Source organism: Arthrobacter sp. KNU-44, from assembly GCF_051843155.1.
Classification (GTDB): domain Bacteria; phylum Actinomycetota; class Actinomycetes; order Actinomycetales; family Micrococcaceae; genus Arthrobacter.
In genome coordinates this window covers 3,007,287-3,026,548 of the sequence record NZ_JBPXNG010000002.1, presented here as the reverse complement: position 1 = coordinate 3,026,548, position 19,262 = coordinate 3,007,287, and the positions used below count along the sequence as shown (strand labels likewise).

The window sequence follows — 19,262 nt, the reverse complement described above, 5'->3', positions numbered from 1 at the left end:
AACATCTCAGGTCCCGGTAGCTCATCGTTCTTGGCATGGGTCGACTGACCCGGGACGTGATACGCAGCCGCTGAGATGGTGCTCGTGAGACCCGTTTACTCAATGCGCAGCACGGATGAGTCTCTCAATCCCTCACTTCTGGACAGGTCCATCTGTGGGATGAATAAAAGAGTTGTTTTTTTCTGCGCAGGGTGCCTTGAGTTTACGAATTCGCCAGTCGCAACACACGAGTGCGTGCCACTTGAATTCCTTTCCGCTCCCACGCTAAACACTCGTACTGACCCCCTCATTAGTGAGAGTAGGGAGCGGTAGCCATGACTAGTGAGTGCCGCAGTGCCGGTGTGATCTATTCGGCTATGTCGGTTTCGTAGTGTCACTGCGACGGGACCAGTCGGTGATCTGGCGGCAAGCGACAAGTACCGGCGCGAGGACGGCAGCCACCAGTCCGACGTGACCCATCCGAAGGTCGGGCAACGGCCAAGCAGGCCCACCAACGGAGGTGCGGCGGCACTGGACCACTGACCGAGACACCTGAAGCTTAAGAGCGGGGTGCATCCACGACACACTAATCTGTCTCCTCGGCCCAGAAGGTAGTCTTGGGCCAGTGCAATGGCGCCGCCCATATCCCGCATTATTTAGAGGACGGTATGACCTTAATCTGCAAGCCCGAGGCAAGGACCGCGTTACGCAGGCGGAAGAGGCGACTGCTCCTCAAGTCTTTTGCTGCAATCGGCGTCTTAGTGATGGTCTGGGCCATTGCTGGCATCTTTCTGTACGTGGCACCGCCCGCTGACGAGCCGCAACACGCGGATGTGCTCTTCGTGCTCGGGCCGCCGGATCAACGGATCGGGTACGCAGAACAGCTGATGCAGCAGGGGTATTCGCCGACGCTTGCGGTATCAAGCCCAATAGGCAAAGACGGAAAATTCGAAGCGAGCATATGTACCGCCCAGCGCCCTTACCAGATTATCTGCTTTAACCCCGATCCATTCACCACACAAGGCGAAGCACGCGCACTGAAAAACCTGTCGGACCACTACGGATGGAAAAGCGCGAACGTCCTCACAGTTCAGTTCCATATGACCCGCGCCCGGGTGATCCTCAGCCGTTGCTACGGAGGAGAATTGCACATGATCGCCCACCACCGGAGCTTGCCGCTGGTCTCCTTGAGCAGCCCCACCTCCTCTTGGGCGTACCAGTACCTCTACCAAACCGCCGCTTTCGTCAAGGTTGCGATCCACCCGGACTGCTGAAAGGCGGGTTTAGCTCGCACTCACAAATCCGCCAACACCGCCCCCGGATTCTCGATTGCGTCAGCAACGTAACGCAGGAAACCCGCAGCCGTTTCGCCATCGCAAACCCGGTGATCGAAAGCCAGCGTCAGCTCGGTAACCTTGCGGACGGCCAACTGGCCGTCCACCACCCAGGGCTTGTCGATGATGCGGCCCACGCCGAGCATTGCGACCTCGGGGTAGTTGATGATCGCGGCGGAGCCGTCCACGCCGAACACGCCGTAGTTGTTCAGCGTAAAGGTGCCGCTGGCCAACTCAGTCGGTGTTGCCTTACCGTCACGCGCCACGGCGGTCAGCCGGCGGATTTCGGCATCGAGTTCGCGGGCACTCAGCAGGTGGGCGTTGCGGATTGAGGGAACCACGAGTCCGCGGTCCGTCTGTGCGGCGAAGCCAAGGTTGATGCCGCCGAATGCGATGATCTCCTGCATCTCACCCCCGGCCACATCCTCAACTGTGACGATCCGGGTGTTCAACTCGGGGAATTTTTTTAGCCCAGCTGTGACAAAACGAGCGATGAACGCGAGCAGTCCCGGAGCGCCGTGCGGATCGCGTTTCTTGAGTTCTCCACGCATCTCAAGGAGCGCGGTGGCGTCAACGTCCACCCAGACAGTTGCTTCCGGGATCTCGGAACGGCTGCGGGTCATGTTGGCCGCAACAGCCTTTCGTATCCCGCGGACCGTCGTTCGCGAAACCACCGTCAAGCCAGTGCGGGCATCCTGGGCCCCGGTGGAAGACTGGACATCGGCGGGCATCTCAACGGGCGCGGTCTCGCGCATGGCACCTCCGATGGCGGCCTCAATGTCGCGACGCAGGATGAGCCCGCTCTCCCCCGAACCAGGCACTGCATCCAGCGAGACCCCATGGTCCCGCGCCATCTTCCGCACCAAGGGGGAAATCACGGCGGAGAGCTTCCCTGGAATCCGCGTGCGGGACAACGAGAGTTCGGAGAAGTCGGGGGCCGGGGTAACAGCAACAGCAGAACCAGCCGAATCCTTCCGCGGCCGGGTGCGGCGAGCCTCGCCACCCCCGGATGTGCCGTAGCCAATGAGCACGTTCCCGGATCCGGCTTTCTCTTCGGTCCGGTAGGTCTCGGCAGCGGCGGCCGCGGGTGCCTCGGAGGCCCCTTCTTCCAAAGGCTCGGGCTCAGCAGCAAACGAAGCACCAACTGGAGCCACTGAGATCAGCGGCTTCCCGACGTCGAGTGTCTGGCCGGCTTCGCCGTGCAGCACTGCGACAATGCCTGCGTACGGCGAGGGCACCTCCACCATGGACTTGGCGGTCTCAACCTCTGCGATCGGCTGGTCCACGCGGATCTCGTCACCCACGGCAACAAGCCAGTTGACGAGTTCGGCCTCGGTGAGGCCCTCTCCCAGGTCCGGAAGCAGGAACACCTGCATTTCTGCGCTCATGGTCAGTTCTCCCATTGAAGGTCGTCAACGGCGTCGAGGATGCGGTCGACGCTCGGCAAGTAGTAGTGCTCCAGCTTTGGAGCAGGGTACGGAACATCAAAACCGGTCACCCGGCGGATGGGCGCGGCCAGGTAGTGGAAGCAGCGTTCCTGCACCCGGGCCACGATTTCGGAGGATACGGAGGCGAATCCGTGAGCCTCGGCAATGACGACCGCCCGCCCGGTCTTGCGCACCGATGCGCAGACAGTTTCGTCGTCAAAGGGCACGATCGAGCGGACATCGATTACTTCGAGGGAGCGGCCTTCTTCAGCGGCCGCAGCCGCGGCGGCGAGCGCCGTCGGGACCGAGGGGCCGTACGCGATGAGCGTTGCGTCAGTGCCGGGGCGCGCGACGGCGGCGCGCCCCTCGCTGCTGGATCCTGTCGAAGCGTTCGTGACGTGTTCGGCCCGCAGGGCGCCCAGGTCGACCTGATCTTTGGACCAGTAGAGCTTCTTTGGTTCCATGAACATGACGGGATCGTCGGAATCGATGGCCTCGCGGAGCATGCGGTAGCCGTCCGCTACGGTCGCCGGGGTGAAAACCTTTAGGCCTGCGGTGTGGGCGTAGTAGGACTCGGACGAGTCGCAGTGGTGCTCTACGCCGCCGATCCCGCCGGCATACGGGACGCGGATGACCATCGGAAGCTTCACTGCACCCTTGGTCCGGTTGTGCATCTTGGCGACGTGGCTGACGATCTGTTCGAAGGCCGGGTAGGCGAAGGCGTCGAACTGCATCTCGATGACGGGACGCATTCCATTCATGGCCATACCCACGGCCATGCCCACGATGCCGGATTCAGCAAGCGGGGTGTCGAAGCATCGTTGCTCTCCGAACGTGGCCATGAGGCCATCGGTGATCCGGAAAACGCCACCCAGTCGGCCAACGTCTTCACCGAATACCAGAACGGAAGAGTCGGCCTGCATGGCGTCCGCCATCGCGGTGTTGAGCGCTTTGGCCATGGTGATGGTCTGTGGACCGGAGGCTTCGGCGACTGCGGCGGCGCTGGCTGCCGCACTGGCGGTGGCGGAGCTGACGTCACCGGTTGCGGCGTGCTCGGTGGCTTCGGAGGATGTGGTGACGGCGGGGCTCATTTGCCTGCCTCCTTCTGGCTGGATGCCTCACGGGCGAGTTCGTCGGCGAGCAGGGCGGACTGCTCCTTCAGTTGCGGAGTCGGGGTGGAGAAGACGTAGCGGAAGAGATTCTGCGGATCTACCGGTACGTCCTCACCCAGGCCTTCGCGAAGCTGCGAGGCAACGGCCTCGGCCTTCGCGGCGATTCGTGTGGAACCGTCGTTGTCGAGGAGTCCACGGCCCGTGAGATAAGACGTCATGCGGCTGATGGGGTCCTTGGCGGTCCATTCGGCTACTTCGCTGTCCTCGCGGTATCGGGTGGCGTCGTCGGCGTTGGTGTGGGCCTGCATGCGGTAGGTGTGGGCCTCGATGAGGAGCGGTCCGGAGCCTTCCCGGGCGAGTTTCACGGCGCGGTCCAGCACCGCAAGCAAGGCGACCAGGTCGTTACCGTCAACGCGTTCACCGGCCATGCCGTAACCGACGGCCTTGTGCGCCAGCGACGGCGCCACGGATTGTTGGCTCAGGGGTACCGAGATGGCGTATTTGTTGTTCTGTACGAAGAAGATGACTGGCAGGTGGAAGACGGCCGCGAAGTTGAGGGCTTCGTGGAAGTCCCCTTCGCTGGTGGCACCGTCGCCGCACATTGCCAGCACCACGGTGTCTTCGCCGCGGAGTTTGGCCGCATGGGCAACTCCGACGCCATGGAGAAGCTGGGTGGTCAGCGGCGTGCACTGGATACCGACCTTGTGCTTGGTGGGGTCGTAGCCGCCGTGCCAGTCGCCGCGGAAGATGGTCATGGTTTCGACCGGGTCGACGCCACGGGACATGACCGCAACGGCGTCTCGGTAGGTGGGGAACAGCCAGTCGCCTTCGCGGAGGCACAGAGCGGCCGCTACTTGGCAAGCCTCCTGGCCGTGGCTGGACGGGTAAACGGCCATGCGGCCCTGCCGGACGAGGGCGGAGTTCTGGTCATTGACGCGGCGCCCGACGACGAGTTGTTCGTAAGCAGCCATGAGTTCGGCATCGCCGGGGATGGGATATTCGTGGCCGGGCTCCGTACCCTGTTCAGCTTCAGGCTTGAGCACGCCTGAGGGATCGACCATCTGGATCTGATGGCGGGCAGGCAGCATGTAGTCTTCGACGCTGATTCCGAACTTGCGCCGCACTTCGGAAGCTTGGTCGTTTGCTTCGGTGTCGTCCGGCCGAGCGTCAGCCAGACCCTGGGCCTCATGGTCCGCGGAGATCGTCATTGGTCCGTCCTTCTGTATCCACTATTTGTCACCAGTATGTTCCCTGGAGAAGTTTCGTATCCAGCTCTGGGCGGAATCGTGGAAAAGCTTGCCTGAAGCCTTTATTCTGGAAGACGGATTGCAAATGTGAGCTGGCTAACGGGCCCACGCTGTGGACGAATTGGAGATGCAATGGCCGAAGTCGAAGCGGTTCAGGCGGAGGTTCCTCTTGACCAAGTGGATAGGGACATCATTGCCGAGCTGACGCGGGACGGCCGGATGTCGGTGACCCAGGTGGCGGAGAACGTACACATCAGCCGGGCGCACGCGTATTCGAGAATTTCACGGCTGACGGGCGAAGGCGTGCTCACCAAGTTCACCGCGCTGGTGGACCCCATCAAGGCCGGCTTGAAGTCATCGGCCTACGTCACGCTCAAGGTGCAACAGCATTCCTGGCGCGAGCTCCGTGAAGAGCTTCGGCTGATTCCGGAGGTGCAGCACATTGCGCTGGTCGGTGGCGATTTCGACGTCATCCTGCTGGTACGTGCCACCGACAATATTCACCTGCGCAGGGTCATTTTCGACCAGTTGCAGTCGATGCCAGGTGTGCAGGATACGCAGACGTTCCTGGTGTTTGAGGATCTGGATACGCGCTAGGACGCGGTGAGGATTTGGCCGCGTTCTCTATGTTGGCGGCCACGCCTACTTACCAGTGCGCGAAAAGACCGGGAAGTCCCCCACGAGACTGAAGTGGCTCATCGCATTTGAGGGTGTAATCGCGGTCTGAATCCGCCGGTTTCGAGGAGTGATCGGGCGATGTAGTTGGCAAGGTTCCTGAAGCCGAGGGCGGAGCCGCGGAGGTGTTCGAGCCGGCCGTTGAGTGCTTCCGTGGGGCCGTTGCTGGTGCCGGGCCGGTCGAAGTACGCGAGCACGTCCCCTGCACGGCGTTTCAGCGTGCGGCCCAGCGTAATGACCTCGGTCAGCGCAGCGGGAACGCCGGCGCTGATCGCGCCGATCAGTGCTTGCATGAGCTGTTTGCCTCGGGTGCCGTCAGGGTCGCGGTAGGCGGCGATGACGCGCTGGTAGATGCCCCAGGTCGCTTCGACTTCGGCATGGTTGTCCGCGGCGAACAGGGCCTCCAGCCTGTCCTTCTGCTTGTCGGTGAGCAGATCGTGCCCGGTGTGCAGGGTCCGGCGGGCTGCGTAGAGCGGATCCCCGGACCGTCCGCGGTGACCAATGGTCTGCTGCTGCACGCGCTGGCGGCACCTGTCCAGGGCATCGCCGGCAAGCCGGACGACGTGAAACGGATCCATGACCTCGACCGCGTCCGGGAGCTCCTCGGCGGCTGCGGTCTTGAACCCGGTGAACCCGTCCATCGCGACGACCTCGATCCCGTCCCGCCAAGCCTTGGGCCGCTCGGCGAGCCAGGCCTTGAAGACCTGTTTCGAGCGGCCCTCGACCATGTCCAGCAACCGTGCCGGCCCGGTCCTGTCACGGACCGGGGTGAGGTCGATGATCACGGTGACGTATTTGTCCCCGCGCCGGGTGTGCCGCCAGACATGCTCATCGACGCCGATCACGGCCACCCCGTTGAACCGGGCCGGGTCCTCGATCAACACCCGCTTGCCCTCGGCAAGGATCGCGCTGTTCGCCGTATGCCAGGACACGCCCAGGCCTTCCGCGACGCGGGCGACAGTGAGGTGCTGGCACACGATGCCCTCCAGCGCCCAGCGCAGTCCGCGGCGGGAGATCTTCGCCCTCGGCTGCGCGGCTTTGGAGATGTCCTGCCGCCACACCCGCCCGCACCCGGTGCATTTGTAGCGGCGGACCCGCACCAGCAGCGTCGTCGGCCGCCATCCCAGCGGTTCGTGCGCGAGCGGCCGTGTGACCGTGCCGCGGGCGATGCCCTGGCCCCCACACGAATGGCACCAGTCGTCCGGATCAACGGCACGGCATTCCAGCACCGCACGGCCGGGGGCGAGACACTGCCCGGCGGCTTCGAGCCCAAGCTCATCGAGCCGGCAGAACGTAGTCAGGTCAGGAGGCAGGAAGGTAGCGTGGGACACGGCGAGGTCTTCCGGATGGGCAGTGTAGGAACTTCCATCATCGGAAGACCTCGACCTCTATCCGGCCACCGACGCGCCCACCCCCGCTACACCCTCGAATGCGATGAGCCACTGAAGTTCCCGACCTTGCGGCTTAGGAAGAGACCTGATCCGAGTACCCGAAGGGGTTCGCACTCTGCCAACGCCAATGATCCTCGCACATCTGGGGAAGAGTCCTGCGAGCAGACCATCCAAGGTCAGCCAAGGCAGCAGACGGATCTGCATAGCTCACGGCAGCGTCACCGGGGCGTCGTGGGGCGAATTCGTACGGAATAGGGGTCCCCGCTGCAACGCCAAAAGCCCTGATGACATCCAACACAGAAGCCCCGCGCCCAGTTCCCAAATTCCAACGGAATGCCCCAACCCGGTTTTCCAAGTAATGCAATGCAGCGAGATGTCCTGATGCGAGGTCCATCACATGAATGTAGTCCCGCACTCCGGTCCCATCCTGGGTGGGGTAGTCATTGCCGAACACCCTAACCTTATCGCGGCGACCAACCGCAACCTGGGCCACGAATGGCAACAGATTGTTCGGCGTTCCCCGCGGGTCTTCCCCAATGCGCCCGGACTCATGAGCTCCAACTGGATTGAAATAGCGAAGCAGGGCAATGCTCCATCGCGGGTCCGCGGCGCTTAGGTCTGAAAGGATATCCTCGATCTGTTCCTTGGTCCTGCCGTACGGATTATTGGCATCCAGAGGCGACTTCTCGATGAGAGGAACTTCCTCCGACGCACCATAGACCGTGGCTGACGAGCTAAAGACCAACCGGCGCACGCCAGCTTTTTGCATGCCCTCCAGCAAGTTGAGGGTGCCCACGACGTTGTTCTTATAATACAGAAGTGGTTGTTCAACTGACTCGCCAACCGCTTTGAGGCCGGCGAAATGAACGACTGCATCGAATCCACCGTCCTTGAAAACATGAGCAATCGCATCGAGGTCGAGCAGGTCGGCTTCTCGGAAGTCGACGCTCCTGCCGGTAAGTTCTTGCACGCGAGACAGGGATTCGCTACTCGAATTCGCAAGGTTGTCAACGACAACCAATTCGTGCCCTTCTTCAAGGAGACAGAGAATTGTGTGGGATCCGATGTAGCCTGCGCCCCCAGTTACCAAGACCTTCATGGGGATGATACTAGACCACTTCCATATAGCAACCGAAAATCCTTCGACTGCCCGTTGCAATATGTCGACACCGACCGCCGGCCGGGAGGATCGAGCTTCGGCATTGTGACAACGCGGTCGTAGCAACCCGCTTCTAGCAGATCCTGAACCTCAAGCATTGCCAGCCCCATGGAGATCCAGCCGAAGGAAGGAGACCTGGGTCTCGTTACTCTAAAAGCTGCCGAAGACCCGACGCGTTCGACTCCCCAGTCCATCCTTGGTGGTTATTCATCCAATATTCCCGCATCTGCCGCCCCCGCTCCCCGAGGGTTCTCCGAACAACGTGCGGATCCCTTGACGCAAACCCGATTGGATTCCTGGACAAGAAATCTACGGCGAAAGTTGCCTCGGGCGGAACAATGAGGGGCGTCGATGAGCAGATCGCCGTTGCAAATCGAGTAGAGAGACTGGTCGAAACTCGCCTGGAAATAGTTGAGTTTGTCACCTCATAGTAGACAAGATGACCGTCAAATCCGGAAATCATGTCAGCGAAACCACCATTCATGATATGACTCCTCGGCACATCGCTGTAAAAGGAATAACCGAGGCCAGCTAAGAGTCGTCGATGCTCATTATCTCTTGGTGCCTGCACAAACACGTCCATTTCAGCCTGTATCAGGCTATCAAAGAACACCCCAAGATCGTCTTTCCCCATCTTCAGACTTCCACTGTGCAGGTAGTCACTTCGCCCCGTGAAACAGAGCCGCGGCCGCGCATGAGTACCCCGGGCGGAATCCCGCACCGCTGAAGAGTGTGCCGAAAGGGGGAAGGGTGACACAACTGTGCACATTTCCTTTCCCCGAATCCAGGGAAAGCGCCTCTTAAGCAAATCTGCCATTTCCTCGCTGGCAACAACAAATGAGTCGACCATTGCAATTGGAAACGCGGAACGCGCGAACTCACGCAGTTCAGTCAAGAGTCTGGATGCGTTTGGGTATGTGTCAACACAGAGCGACACCTTGGCGTTCGGCCAAGCTTTGGCGGGCGCTTTTTCAAACAAGGAAGCCAGACCCCACCAGTAGAATATCGCGCTAGGCTGCCCTCCCACCTTGGATTCCAACTCGGCCTTCCACTGCGACATGGAGCCAGGGTCAGTGGCATCAAAGTAGACCGTGCGCTCATGAAGGTAGTCCGGAGTGTCCGATGAATCCGAAGGATGCACGTTTGCAAGGACGGCAACCTTGGCGCCCGACGCTTCCCAAGTCTTCAGCCAAGCCTCGATGAACGGATTCTTTAAGCTGGAACAAAAAATAGCAATCCTAGGAATACTTTTGAAGCTTGTAATCATTGCCTACCTGCCGGTCGAAGGCCAACGGTCATGAATAATATTCTCAGACACATTATGAGAAGGCCCAACGGACTTTCTTCGCCAGAGTTATAATATAGGCACCGAAGAATTTAATCGTAGGTCGAGCTTGCCCCGGGGGGAAGCTTCCCATGTGATTTTCAATGACTGTTTTCAGTGCTTGGAATGCGTCGTCCCAATATCTCACCGCATGGCTTTGCAATCTCACCCTTGAAGCCTCAGAGAAGTCGTGAGGATTAGGAGCGTCGATGTATTCGCTGGACAGAACACCCGGCAGATCGTCCGCAAAAACTGAAGGCTCGGATATGATGTGGCATCCGTTCAGTGGTGCATGCCAAAACCGTCCAGAAAGGGAGACTGTTCGCTGGTTGGGATACATCATCCCCAACGCAACACGGGATTTGGCGTATATTTCAGACACCTTGCTGATCCCCAACCGCCCGTGGCAGTATTCTCCGTCTAGCCTGTCTTCCCATCCCGCGCCCCATACATGAACACGGCCAAGTTGCACTAATTTCAGAAAACGAGAGGCATACTCATCCCGCGATTCTGAATAGTAAGGTTTGTAGTTGCCGATGTGAACGAGATCGTATTTTGGCTTTCCACCCAAATGGTTGCTCTTCCAAAGTCGGGAGCATACGGGCGGAGCACTAACACGAATCTTCTCGGAAAGTTCGGGAAAGCGTTCTAAGAGCTCGTTCCTGCGGGCGGCCGAGGACGCAAAAATGAGCAGGCCCGGGTGATCACCGCATGAATTCAGGAGCAGTGATATATCGTTTGCGACATAGTCGTACAGATGAACCACGCCATACCTCGTCAGATTCAAAGCGGCTGAGGGTGGCCGCTGAATTATGAGGAGATCGGCCGGGATGAGCTGTTTCGAAATCGCAATCCGATAGTTGAAAGACGAGTATAGCGCTTGGAGATTTCGAAGCACGTCAACATCAAATCCGTCGTGCCCATAGATAATGCAGGTTTTCAATGAGACCTCGCGGTAGCTGGGACCTCGCGCAACTCCGGTTGGTCGGCGAAGACGAAGCTAGAGTATCGCCAGTTGGGCTCAACCACCCAACCGTTGTCAGCAGCTCACGATACGGCGCCGAGCCTCGCCACCAAGGCTACGGTCAAAGCCAGTGCCCCTTTTGACTGAAGTGGCGAAGACCGTAAACTTTATCGGCCGGTTCCCGGGCGTCGATCCGGGCCTGACGGCCGCCAACGGAGTGCGGTCACTTATCCTGAGGACATCAGCGGGCATGTCCGCCTATCGTTCATTCGAAAGATGGCCGGCGTCGGACGTGGCGCAGTTCGCAAACCGACTCGAACGGTCCTCCAGTGTCACAGTTTGCAGTCACGGGGGAGCCCGCTTGTATAGAGGTAGCGTCCAAGACCCGTAATGGGTAAAGCAGTAGACTCTCAACGTTTGCTTGGCAGAAGAAATCTGCATTAGGGAAGGGCACCATGGAGAAGCAAGCTTGGAGGTCGGGGCTTGGAAAACTCGGCGGATTCGGCAGCTCAACCGTGATAAACGGCCTTGTAGGCCTTATCACGATCCCGTTTATCATTGCTTTTGCTGGCCCGGTCGCGTGGGGCGGCATGGCCGTGGCCCAGTCGATAGCCAGCATGTTTGTCGTGCTGATTGCTTTCGGATGGGGTGTCATGGGTCCATCGAGGGTTGCGTCGTCGCCGTTCGGAAGCCGAGGACAGCAATATTCGGACGCCATAGTCCTGCGAGTGCTGCTGCTTCTTGCCGTGCTTCCTCTTGCGGTCTATCTTATCGCCGTATATGCGCCGGGTAACAAAGCCGCCAATATACTTGCTGGGTTTGCGCTCATGGTTGCGGGCTTGGGCGGCTCCTGGTTTTTTATTGGTGAAGGGAGAGCCTGGAAACTGTTATTCATCGACACGGTGCCCCGCTGCGGGGGTACCATTGCCGGTACTCTTCTTCTCGGTTTGACAGGAGAGGTAACTTATTTCGCTGCGGCGCAGCTGGCAGGTTCAATCATTTCCGTATCCCTTGCCGCGAGTGACATCCTTCGGCGGCACCGAGATCACGACTGGCGCCTGTCCATTTCACCAAAACGACAGGTGATGAGTTTCCGGGAGCAAATTCCGGGCGTGCTGACGGCTGCAGCATCATCCATGTACATGAACGCACCCCTCACGGTTCTGGCAGGATGGGCCCCGGCCAGCGTTTCTGTCTACGCGATGGCAGACAAACTCACGAGGTTCGCCGTCATGGCCGCGTCCCCTATGACACAGTTGGCCCAGAGCTCGGTACCTAACCCGGACAATTCCGTCCTCACCCAGAACATAAAATTGACTACCAAGTTGTCAGCTGTCGGGGCGCTGATCGCAGGCATCGTCTTGTCTCTTGCGATGCCCGCTGGCGCAAAATTCCTTTCGGCGGGCGAAATTGACGTGTCTCTTGCCATCTCAACGGCTTTCGGCCTCACCTTAGCTGCAATCATATTTTCCCAGATTTCAGGGTTGGTTTCGCTTATGGCGCTTGGTCGAGCGAAGACCGTTGCGGCAAGCGTCATAGTCGGACTTTTTGTAGCAGTTCCGGCGGTCTTTTTGGGGGCATCACAGTGGGGTGCCGCTGGTGCAGCCTGGGGCCTCACCTCCTCGGAGGTGGCGGTGGCAGTCTTTCAATTCGCAGCTTTGCGAACGGCATTGAGGGCAAGAGCCAAAAAACCCTCTGTCGAAGAAAATGACGAGCTCGGTGCCAGTACGTGAAGGGTATCCGCGGACGGACGCTTGGGTCACATTACGGCGCGACACCACCGGCAATCAGCAGGCAATCAATCGCCACGGCCACCGAATCGCCCCTGGCTTCGAAGGAGGGCAGGGGTCTCTGCGTTCCCCGGGGCGCCGGATTGCGGGGGTTGGCTTATGAACGGAGCCTCAAAAGGGATCCAGCAAAATCGCGCCAGATCGGCAGGAGAATGCGATCCACCCCGTGCTGACACCACGGACGTGTTTCTGGGACTAATTCAACTCGTATCAGCTGTAGAATGGTCCGGATGGCACCAAGGCAGCCATTCCGATCGCCTGCCGCTGCGCCGAGATTTATCAAAACGACCAGGGGGATCCCGCTTTGGACATTCACGAGTATTTGCGCATTCTGCGCCGCAGTTGGATTCTGATAGCTGCCATGACGCTTCTCGGACTGCTGGCGGGAGGTACCGCCACCATACTGATCAAGCCGACGTATACATCGGACACGCAGTTGTTTGTAGCCCTGCAGAACTCTGGAAGCGTGCAAGACCTGCAACAAGGTAACACATTTAGCCAGGCGCGGGTGCAATCCTATGTCAAGACAGTAACAACACCTATTGTCCTTCAGCCTGCAATAGATAGCCTAGGTCTATCTATGTCGGTGGACGATTTGGCAAAAACAGTCCGTGCGTCAACAGACCTAAATACCGTACTCATTAACATTTCTGTCACCAACGAATCTCCGGCACAGGCCGCGGCTGTTGCTCAAGCCATTGCCAATAGCCTCGTCAAGGCTGTGGACTCTCTTGAGAAGCCTAAAACTGGAGCTTCGTCCCCGATCAATCTATCGATCATTACTCCTGCCAAGGTGCCAACGGAGGCGTCTGCCCCGAATGTCCGCCTAACCCTCATTCTCGGGTTTGTCATAGGGCTTGCTTTAGGAATTGGCGCGGCTGTTCTGCGCTCATTGCTCGATAACCGAATTCGAGTGGAAGCCGATCTTCGTGGCCTAACGAACGCGCCCGTTCTTGGTGGAGTCACCCTTGATGGCGACGTCACAAAGAAACCCCTCCTTACTCAAATTGACCCGCAAAGTCCGCGTTCCGAGTCATTTCGCCAGTTGCGGACAAACCTACAATTCGCCAACGTTTCCGGAAAGGCCAGCAGCGTAGTTGTTACATCGTCGATTCCTGGTGAAGGGAAAACCACAACAGCCACGAACTTGGCCATCGCCTTGGCCCAAGCAGGGCAAACAGTCTGCCTAGTGGATGCAGATCTCCGCCGCCCCATGGTTGGCGAATATCTTGGACTGGAACGAAGCGTCGGGCTGACGACGGCATTGATCGGCCAAGCCGATGTAAACAGCCTGCTTCAACAGTGGGGTACAGATCAGCTCTATGTCTTGACCTCTGGGCAAATTCCACCAAATCCCAGCGAACTGTTGGGATCTGGCGAAATGAAAGACCTCATTCTTCGACTCGAATCGGCCTTCGACACGGTGATTATTGATGCCCCCCCGGTAATTCCAGTCACTGACGCTGCGGTGCTGTCGCAACACGTTGGCGGAGTGCTGGTCGTAGTCAACACCCAGCTGATGAAACAGCAAATACTCCTTAAATCCCTGACCTCCCTCGAGCTGGTTGGCGCCAACATTCTTGGGGTGGTTTTGAATCGATTGCCCGCGAAGGGCGTGGACGCATACTCCTACACCTACCAAGGGTATGCATCGTCGAATAACGAAGACGTGGCGACTTCATCCCGAAATCGAAAAAAGGGAACGGTTGAGAGTAACGTTCGAATTGGGGACGCACAAACAATAGTCTCGCAGGAGACCATTCTTTTTGAAGATGCCATCGAATATCCAGCGCAGCGAGTACCCCAGACTTTTCCTCAACGGTTCCGGGATAGGGACTAATCGCGCATCCTCGATCGGATTATTGGCTGCGAAGACTTCCGCTGGTCTGCGGGCAAGTTGAGTACCTTGACCTCCTGGACACCAATTCTCACCTTGGTGCCCTTCACATGAAGGACACCACACAAACCGATGGCCTTGCTGCGTAAGAAGCGGCGCTTTCAGGCTCGCGTCTCCTTAGGACCCCCTGCTGAGATGGGTACCTATCGGTTACAGGGTGTCCGCGAATCGGGTTCCGTGTCGCGAGTGCTGACGGGCTCGTAGCTCTTCTGTGACAGATGTTCTCTACGCATTCATCAAGAATCAGGAGCTACGAGCCTTGATCGGGCCCACTTCCGCGCGCCCCGATGCTGCCGCAAGATCTTCTACCTGCCGCCTACCGGGTCATTGGCGCCGAACTCGGTCCTTCGGACAGCGCCGGATCCGAGTAGAATCCGTCCCAAATCGGCTCTCGACGGTTCGTGGTGATTGTTCTGCCGTGATTCATGTTCATGTCGCTGTTTCAGCGGCACTGCGCAACAGGATACGCGTTTGTAGTTGTCCGGGTTGGTGAATCCCAGGCCTGTTCGTTTGATGTGTTTAACGGGCTCATCGCATTCGAGGGTGTAGCGGGGGTGGGCGCGTCGGTGGCCGGATAGAGGTCGAGGTCTTCCGATGATGGAAGTTCCTACACTGCCCATCCGGAAGACCTCGACGTGTCCCACGCTACCTTCCTGCCTCCTGACCTGACTACGTTCTGCCGGCTCGATGAGCTTGGGCTCGAAGCCGCCGGGCAGTGTCTCGCCCCTGGCCGGGCGGTGTTGGAATGCCGTGCCGTTGATCCGGACGACTGGTGCCATTCGTGTGGGGGCCAGGGCATCGCCCGCGGCACGGTCACACGGCCGCTCGCGCACGAACCGCTGGGATGGCGGCCGACGACGCTGCTGGTGCGGGTCCGCCGCTACAAATGCACCGGGTGCGGGCGGGTGTGGCGGCAGGACATCTCCAAAGCCGCGCAGCCGAGGGCGAAGATCTCCCGCCGCGGACTGCGCTGGGCGCTGGAGGGCATCGTGTGCCAGCACCTCACTGTCGCCCGCGTCGCGGAAGGCCTGGGCGTGTCCTGGCATACGGCGAACAGCGCGATCCTTGCCGAGGGCAAGCGGGTGTTGATCGAGGACCCGGCCCGGTTCAACGGGGTGGCCGTGATCGGCGTCGATGAGCATGTCTGGCGGCACACCCGGCGCGGGGACAAATACGTCACCGTGATCATCGACCTCACCCCGGTCCGTGACAGGACCGGGCCGGCACGGTTGCTGGACATGGTCGAGGGCCGCTCGAAACAGGTCTTCAAGGCCTGGCTCGCCGAGCGGCCCAAGGCTTGGCGGGACGGGATCGAGGTCGTCGCGATGGACGGGTTCACCGGGTTCAAGACCGCAGCCGCCGAGGAGCTCCCGGACGCGGTCGAGGTCATGGATCCGTTTCACGTCGTCCGGCTTGCCGGCGATGCCCTGGACAGGTGCCGCCAGCGCGTGCAGCAGCAGACCATTGGTCACCGCGGACGGTCCGGGGATCCGCTCTACGCAGCCCGCCGGACCCTGCACACCGGGCACGATCTGCTCACCGACAAGCAGAAGGACAGGCTGGAGGCCCTGTTCGCCGCGGACAACCATGCCGAAGTCGAAGCGACCTGGGGCATCTACCAGCGCGTCATCGCCGCCTACCGCGACCCTGACGGCACCCGAGGCAAACAGCTCATGCAAGCACTGATCGGCGCGATCAGCGCCGGCGTTCCCGCTGCGCTGACCGAGGTCATTACGCTGGGCCGCACGCTGAAACGCCGTGCAGGGGACGTGCTCGCGTACTTCGACCGGCCCGGCACCAGCAACGGCCCCACGGAAGCACTCAACGGCCGGCTCGAACACCTCCGCGGCTCCGCCCTCGGCTTCAGGAACCTTGCCAACTACATCGCCCGATCACTCCTCGAAACCGGCGGATTCAGACCGCGATTACACCCTCAAATGCGATGAGCCGCTTTGGTGCCGGCATGAATGCACGCGGGTGCTGATGACGCAACAGGACAGACGGCCGACCTCGGCAGTGGCTTCGACGCGGACCCGCCGCTGTCCGAACGCGAGGACCTCGGTATGGGGGCCCTTCGCAGATGAGCGTGGTTGGGGCCGTCTGGCGCCGGGGGCAGGAGCGTGTCCTGATGCCGCTGCGGCGTGGTGCGGGAGGAGAGAGGTCAGGGCCTCTTTGAATTGGTAGCGACCAAGCTTCCAAATAAAAAAGAGACCCTGATATGCCCAATGCTACTTCCTGCCCGGGCGGTCGCTGGTGCGAGCGGGCCGACGCGCTTCTTGGTGTCGACGGTATCCACGTCTGCTCTGTCACGGCGGCCGGGACCGGCCTGGTTCTGCACGTAGAGACAGCCGAAACTCTTAGCGGTTGTCCGGACTGCGGTGTCGTCGCGGTCGGGCACGGCCGCCGGCAGGTCCGGCTCCATGACACCCCGTGTTTCGGGCGGCCGGTGCGGCTGCTGTGGGCCAAACGTGTCTGGCGCTGCCCGGACCCCGACTGCCCCAGAACCACCTTCACCGAAGAGCATGAGTTGGCCGGGCCCCGGGCAAAACTCACTGCCAGGGCCGTTGCGTGGGCGACCGACGGCCTGCAGCGTTTCGACACCTCGGTCTCCGCCCTGGCCCACCAGCTCGGCGTCTCCTGGCACACGGCCTGGGACGCCATCAAGGCAGAGGCTGCCCGGCGGATCGCAGCGACCGGCAGGCTGGCCGGGGTGAACGCGCTCGGAGTCGATGAGCATGTCTGGTCCCATACCGGCCCGCCCGGATCCGGGATGGTCACGGGAATCGTGGACCACACCCGCGACGCGAACGGTGTGGTGCACGCCAGGTTGCTGGACCTCGTCCCGGGCCGGTCCGGGAAGGCCTACGCCGACTGGCTCAAAGCCCGCGGCGAGGAATTCACCGCCGGCATCAAGACCGCCGCGCTGGATCCGTTCCGCGGCTACGCGAACGCGATCCGCGACGAACTGCCCGAAGCCATCACCGTCCTGGACGCGTTCCACGTCGTGAAACTGGGATCGGCCATGGTCGATGAGGTCCGCCGCCGCGTGCAGCAGGAAACCCTCGGGCACCGCGGCCGCAAGGGCGACCCGCTCTACGGGATCCGCCGGACCCTGCAGATCGGGGCCGAACACCTCACCGACAAACAGGCAGCCCGGCTCGACGCGAAACTCACCCTCGGGGACCCGCACCACGAAGTCACCCTGGCCTGGCAGTGCTACCAGAAGCTCCGGAACATCTACCACGCCAGGCCCGAACGGGGCAGGGAACTCGTCAACGAGGTGATCTCCTCGTTCCCGTCCTGCCCGATCCCCGAGGTCTCACGACTGGGCCGGACACTCAAACAATGGAAGACGGCGATCCTGGCCTACTTCGACACCCACGGCGCCTCCAACGGCCCCACCGAAGCGATCAACGGCGTCATCGAAACCACCCGCAGAATCGCCCGCGGCTTCCGCAACTTCACCAACTACCGACTCAGATGCCTACTCGCCGCCGGAGGCCACCGCCCCTACCGGATCAAACAAACCAACCATGCCTAAATGCGAAGAGCCGGTATGGGTGACACGGTAGTCGGGCAGATTGAAGAGAGCGGCGGCAGCATGGGGGCGGGGGAAGTAAGCCCGATTCGTAGCTGGTGACTCTTGATGAATGCGTAGAGATCATCCATCACGGCAGGGCAACAAGCCCTTTAGCTATCAAGACACGTAATCCTCATCCGCTAACTAATATCTCCCCGATGCGGCCAACGAGAGTCGTTCTCTGCACTCCCGGAAGCCAACGCCTGTTGGATGCCTCTGAAGAACCGTGCCGCCATCTCTTCAGTAGTAAATCGTCCGCTGGCCGACCTGCAGGCGGCCTGCATCAGTTGCAGTCGTTGCCTGTCAGTGATCAAGCTCAACAATGCGTCGGCAGAAGATAATGCGTCATCAGCGGATACGACGCATGTCTTGCCATTTTCTAAGTATTCAAACTCTGGGCCGTGCCAAGGCCACGCCGTTGTGACAATAGGGCGACCAGCAGCAAAACTATCGACTGCCACGAGCCCTACGCGGCCCGGCATGTAGATCACGTCTGCAGCCGCCATCGCTAGGGCTTTCTCCTTTCCGAATAGCGGACCTAAATATCGAAGCCAAGGCTCCGATTCCGCCAGCCTCTCAACGGTCCCGCTTAGGGAGCCGCTGCCCACGACGAGGAGACGAAACTCGTCATTCATTCGATAAGCGTTTCGACAAGCCTCAAACAGAAAAGGCAGTCTTTTGGACTCGTCGAGACCTCCAACAAAAATGGCATTCAAGGTGCCCAGCTGATTCTCGACGCGAAAATCCGAGATTTGAGCTGATGAGACACGGGCAACATACTCCTCGAGGTCCGTGGTATCAATTGAGTTCTGGACTACGGTCACCCGTGCGGGCGGATAGCCGATCGATACGACTGAATCTCGGGAGGCTTCCGTATAAGCGAAGAACCAGTCTGCGGCGCGGGTTAACCTGGCCATGGCCCGCCTCTTAAACCAAGATGGGGTTGTGACGAAATCTCGGCCGTGACCCCAGAGGCAAATCTTTCGCCGCCGCCATGGCGAAAGAAGAAGCCAGTAAGCGTCAATGTTCCGCCGTGCTTGTTCCATGATGACAAGATCAGCCGAGTCAATTATCGAAGCCACTTGTCGGAAGACCAGTCTAAAATTTCCAATCCTGATTTCCTTTTGAGAAATAGGGATAACGAATTTTGCGAGCGCCCCATCCTGCCGCTTGCCCTGCCCTTTGTTGGCTCCGCCCGCGGCAACCCGAATTTCGACTCCATTTTGGGCGCCCAGTTCAATTAGGCGATAGAAGAACGGAACTCTATACCTTGGCACGTATTCTTGGAGTATTACTACGCTCGGGGCTGCCATTATTCTCCTGATACGCATAGAGCGCTCCCGTCGGGCTCGACCCGCAAAAACAAGAGAGCGCTGATCGTCC

General features: G+C 60.0%; 14 protein-coding genes. 6 read left to right on the top strand and 8 right to left on the bottom strand.

Going from position 1 to position 19,262, the window contains the following annotated elements; genetic code table 11:
- Positions 1-596 precede the first annotated feature (596 nt).
- Positions 597-1,253 (top strand): YdcF family protein, encoded by a 657-nt coding sequence (locus ACSVHC_RS15180; protein ID WP_437771218.1) that lies wholly within the window; start codon positions 597-599, stop codon positions 1,251-1,253.
- A 20-nt stretch (positions 1,254-1,273) separates the two neighbouring features.
- On the opposite strand, the gene ACSVHC_RS15175 is transcribed toward ACSVHC_RS15180, so the two are convergent.
- The 3 genes from ACSVHC_RS15175 to ACSVHC_RS15165 are packed head-to-tail and all read right to left on the bottom strand — an operon-like array spanning position 1,274 to position 5,060.
- Positions 1,274-2,701, bottom strand: a complete 1,428-nt coding sequence (locus tag ACSVHC_RS15175) for a dihydrolipoamide acetyltransferase family protein (protein ID WP_437771219.1) — start codon at positions 2,699-2,701, stop codon at positions 1,274-1,276.
- A gap of 2 nt (positions 2,702-2,703) precedes the next feature.
- Positions 2,704-3,831, bottom strand: coding sequence for an alpha-ketoacid dehydrogenase subunit beta (locus ACSVHC_RS15170; protein ID WP_439181069.1), 1,128 nt, complete (start codon positions 3,829-3,831; stop codon positions 2,704-2,706).
- Positions 3,828-5,060: a thiamine pyrophosphate-dependent dehydrogenase E1 component subunit alpha gene (locus ACSVHC_RS15165; RefSeq protein WP_437771221.1), complete on the bottom strand. Its 1,233-nt coding sequence runs from the start codon at positions 5,058-5,060 to the stop codon at positions 3,828-3,830. Before ACSVHC_RS15165 ends, ACSVHC_RS15170 begins: the two co-directional genes overlap by 4 nt.
- A gap of 171 nt (positions 5,061-5,231) precedes the next feature.
- On the opposite strand from ACSVHC_RS15165, the gene ACSVHC_RS15160 reads away from it, so the two are divergent.
- The gene (locus ACSVHC_RS15160) at positions 5,232-5,696 is read left to right on the top strand and encodes an Lrp/AsnC family transcriptional regulator (RefSeq protein ID WP_437771222.1); all 465 of its coding nucleotides are present in this window, start codon (positions 5,232-5,234) and stop codon (positions 5,694-5,696) included.
- A 98-nt stretch (positions 5,697-5,794) separates the two neighbouring features.
- On the opposite strand, the gene ACSVHC_RS15155 is transcribed toward ACSVHC_RS15160, so the two are convergent.
- The 4 genes from ACSVHC_RS15155 to ACSVHC_RS15140 all read right to left on the bottom strand — a co-directional run bounded on the left by ACSVHC_RS15155 (position 5,795) and on the right by ACSVHC_RS15140 (position 10,414).
- On the bottom strand, positions 5,795-7,105 hold the full coding sequence (locus ACSVHC_RS15155) for an ISL3 family transposase (RefSeq protein WP_439180925.1): 1,311 nt from the start codon (positions 7,103-7,105) through the stop codon (positions 5,795-5,797).
- A 133-nt stretch (positions 7,106-7,238) separates the two neighbouring features.
- Entirely contained in the window at positions 7,239-8,264 is a 1,026-nt protein-coding gene (gene galE / locus ACSVHC_RS15150) for a UDP-glucose 4-epimerase GalE (RefSeq protein WP_437771224.1), read from the bottom strand.
- Between the two features lie 205 nt (positions 8,265-8,469).
- Positions 8,470-9,591 (bottom strand): hypothetical protein, encoded by a 1,122-nt coding sequence (locus ACSVHC_RS15145; RefSeq protein ID WP_437771225.1) that lies wholly within the window; start codon positions 9,589-9,591, stop codon positions 8,470-8,472.
- Between the two features lie 52 nt (positions 9,592-9,643).
- A complete protein-coding gene (locus ACSVHC_RS15140) occupies positions 9,644-10,414 on the bottom strand; it encodes a glycosyltransferase family protein (protein ID WP_437771226.1) in 771 nt (256 codons plus the stop codon).
- A 653-nt stretch (positions 10,415-11,067) separates the two neighbouring features.
- Here ACSVHC_RS15140 and ACSVHC_RS15135 point away from each other — a divergent pair.
- The 4 genes from ACSVHC_RS15135 to ACSVHC_RS15120 all read left to right on the top strand — a co-directional run bounded on the left by ACSVHC_RS15135 (position 11,068) and on the right by ACSVHC_RS15120 (position 17,840).
- Positions 11,068-12,345, top strand: a complete 1,278-nt coding sequence (locus tag ACSVHC_RS15135) for an MATE family efflux transporter (RefSeq protein ID WP_437771227.1) — start codon at positions 11,068-11,070, stop codon at positions 12,343-12,345.
- Positions 12,346-12,706: 361 nt separating this feature from the next.
- Positions 12,707-14,242 carry a tyrosine-protein kinase domain-containing protein gene (locus ACSVHC_RS15130; RefSeq protein ID WP_437771228.1) on the top strand — a complete coding sequence of 512 codons (1,536 nt, stop codon included), beginning with the start codon at positions 12,707-12,709 and terminating at the stop codon, positions 14,240-14,242.
- 692 nt (positions 14,243-14,934) lie between these two features.
- On the top strand, positions 14,935-16,245 hold the full coding sequence (locus tag ACSVHC_RS15125) for an ISL3 family transposase (RefSeq protein ID WP_439180925.1): 1,311 nt from the start codon (positions 14,935-14,937) through the stop codon (positions 16,243-16,245).
- Positions 16,246-16,517: 272 nt separating this feature from the next.
- Entirely contained in the window at positions 16,518-17,840 is a 1,323-nt protein-coding gene (locus tag ACSVHC_RS15120; RefSeq protein WP_439180634.1) for an ISL3 family transposase, read from the top strand.
- Positions 17,841-18,019: 179 nt separating this feature from the next.
- Here ACSVHC_RS15120 and ACSVHC_RS15115 read toward each other — a convergent pair whose 3' ends face one another.
- Positions 18,020-19,192, bottom strand: coding sequence for a glycosyltransferase family 4 protein (locus ACSVHC_RS15115; protein WP_437771231.1), 1,173 nt, complete (start codon positions 19,190-19,192; stop codon positions 18,020-18,022).
- Between the last annotated feature and the right edge of the window lie 70 nt (positions 19,193-19,262).

Excerpts from the sequence above, each read along its gene's own strand:
- ACSVHC_RS15145 (WP_437771225.1), bottom strand. The coding sequence starts at position 9,591 with ATGATTACAAGCTTCAAAAGTATTCCTAGGATTGCTATTTTTTGTTCC.
- ACSVHC_RS15120 (WP_439180634.1), top strand. The coding sequence starts at position 16,518 with ATGCCCAATGCTACTTCCTGCCCGGGCGGTCGCTGGTGCGAGCGGGCC.
- ACSVHC_RS15160 (WP_437771222.1), top strand. The coding sequence starts at position 5,232 with ATGGCCGAAGTCGAAGCGGTTCAGGCGGAGGTTCCTCTTGACCAAGTG.
- ACSVHC_RS15170 (WP_439181069.1), bottom strand. The coding sequence starts at position 3,831 with ATGAGCCCCGCCGTCACCACATCCTCCGAAGCCACCGAGCACGCCGCA.
- galE (WP_437771224.1), bottom strand. The coding sequence starts at position 8,264 with ATGAAGGTCTTGGTAACTGGGGGCGCAGGCTACATCGGATCCCACACA.
- ACSVHC_RS15175 (WP_437771219.1), bottom strand. The coding sequence starts at position 2,701 with ATGAGCGCAGAAATGCAGGTGTTCCTGCTTCCGGACCTGGGAGAGGGC.
- ACSVHC_RS15135 (WP_437771227.1), top strand. The coding sequence starts at position 11,068 with ATGGAGAAGCAAGCTTGGAGGTCGGGGCTTGGAAAACTCGGCGGATTC.
- ACSVHC_RS15165 (WP_437771221.1), bottom strand. The coding sequence starts at position 5,060 with ATGACGATCTCCGCGGACCATGAGGCCCAGGGTCTGGCTGACGCTCGG.
- ACSVHC_RS15115 (WP_437771231.1), bottom strand. The coding sequence starts at position 19,192 with ATGGCAGCCCCGAGCGTAGTAATACTCCAAGAATACGTGCCAAGGTAT.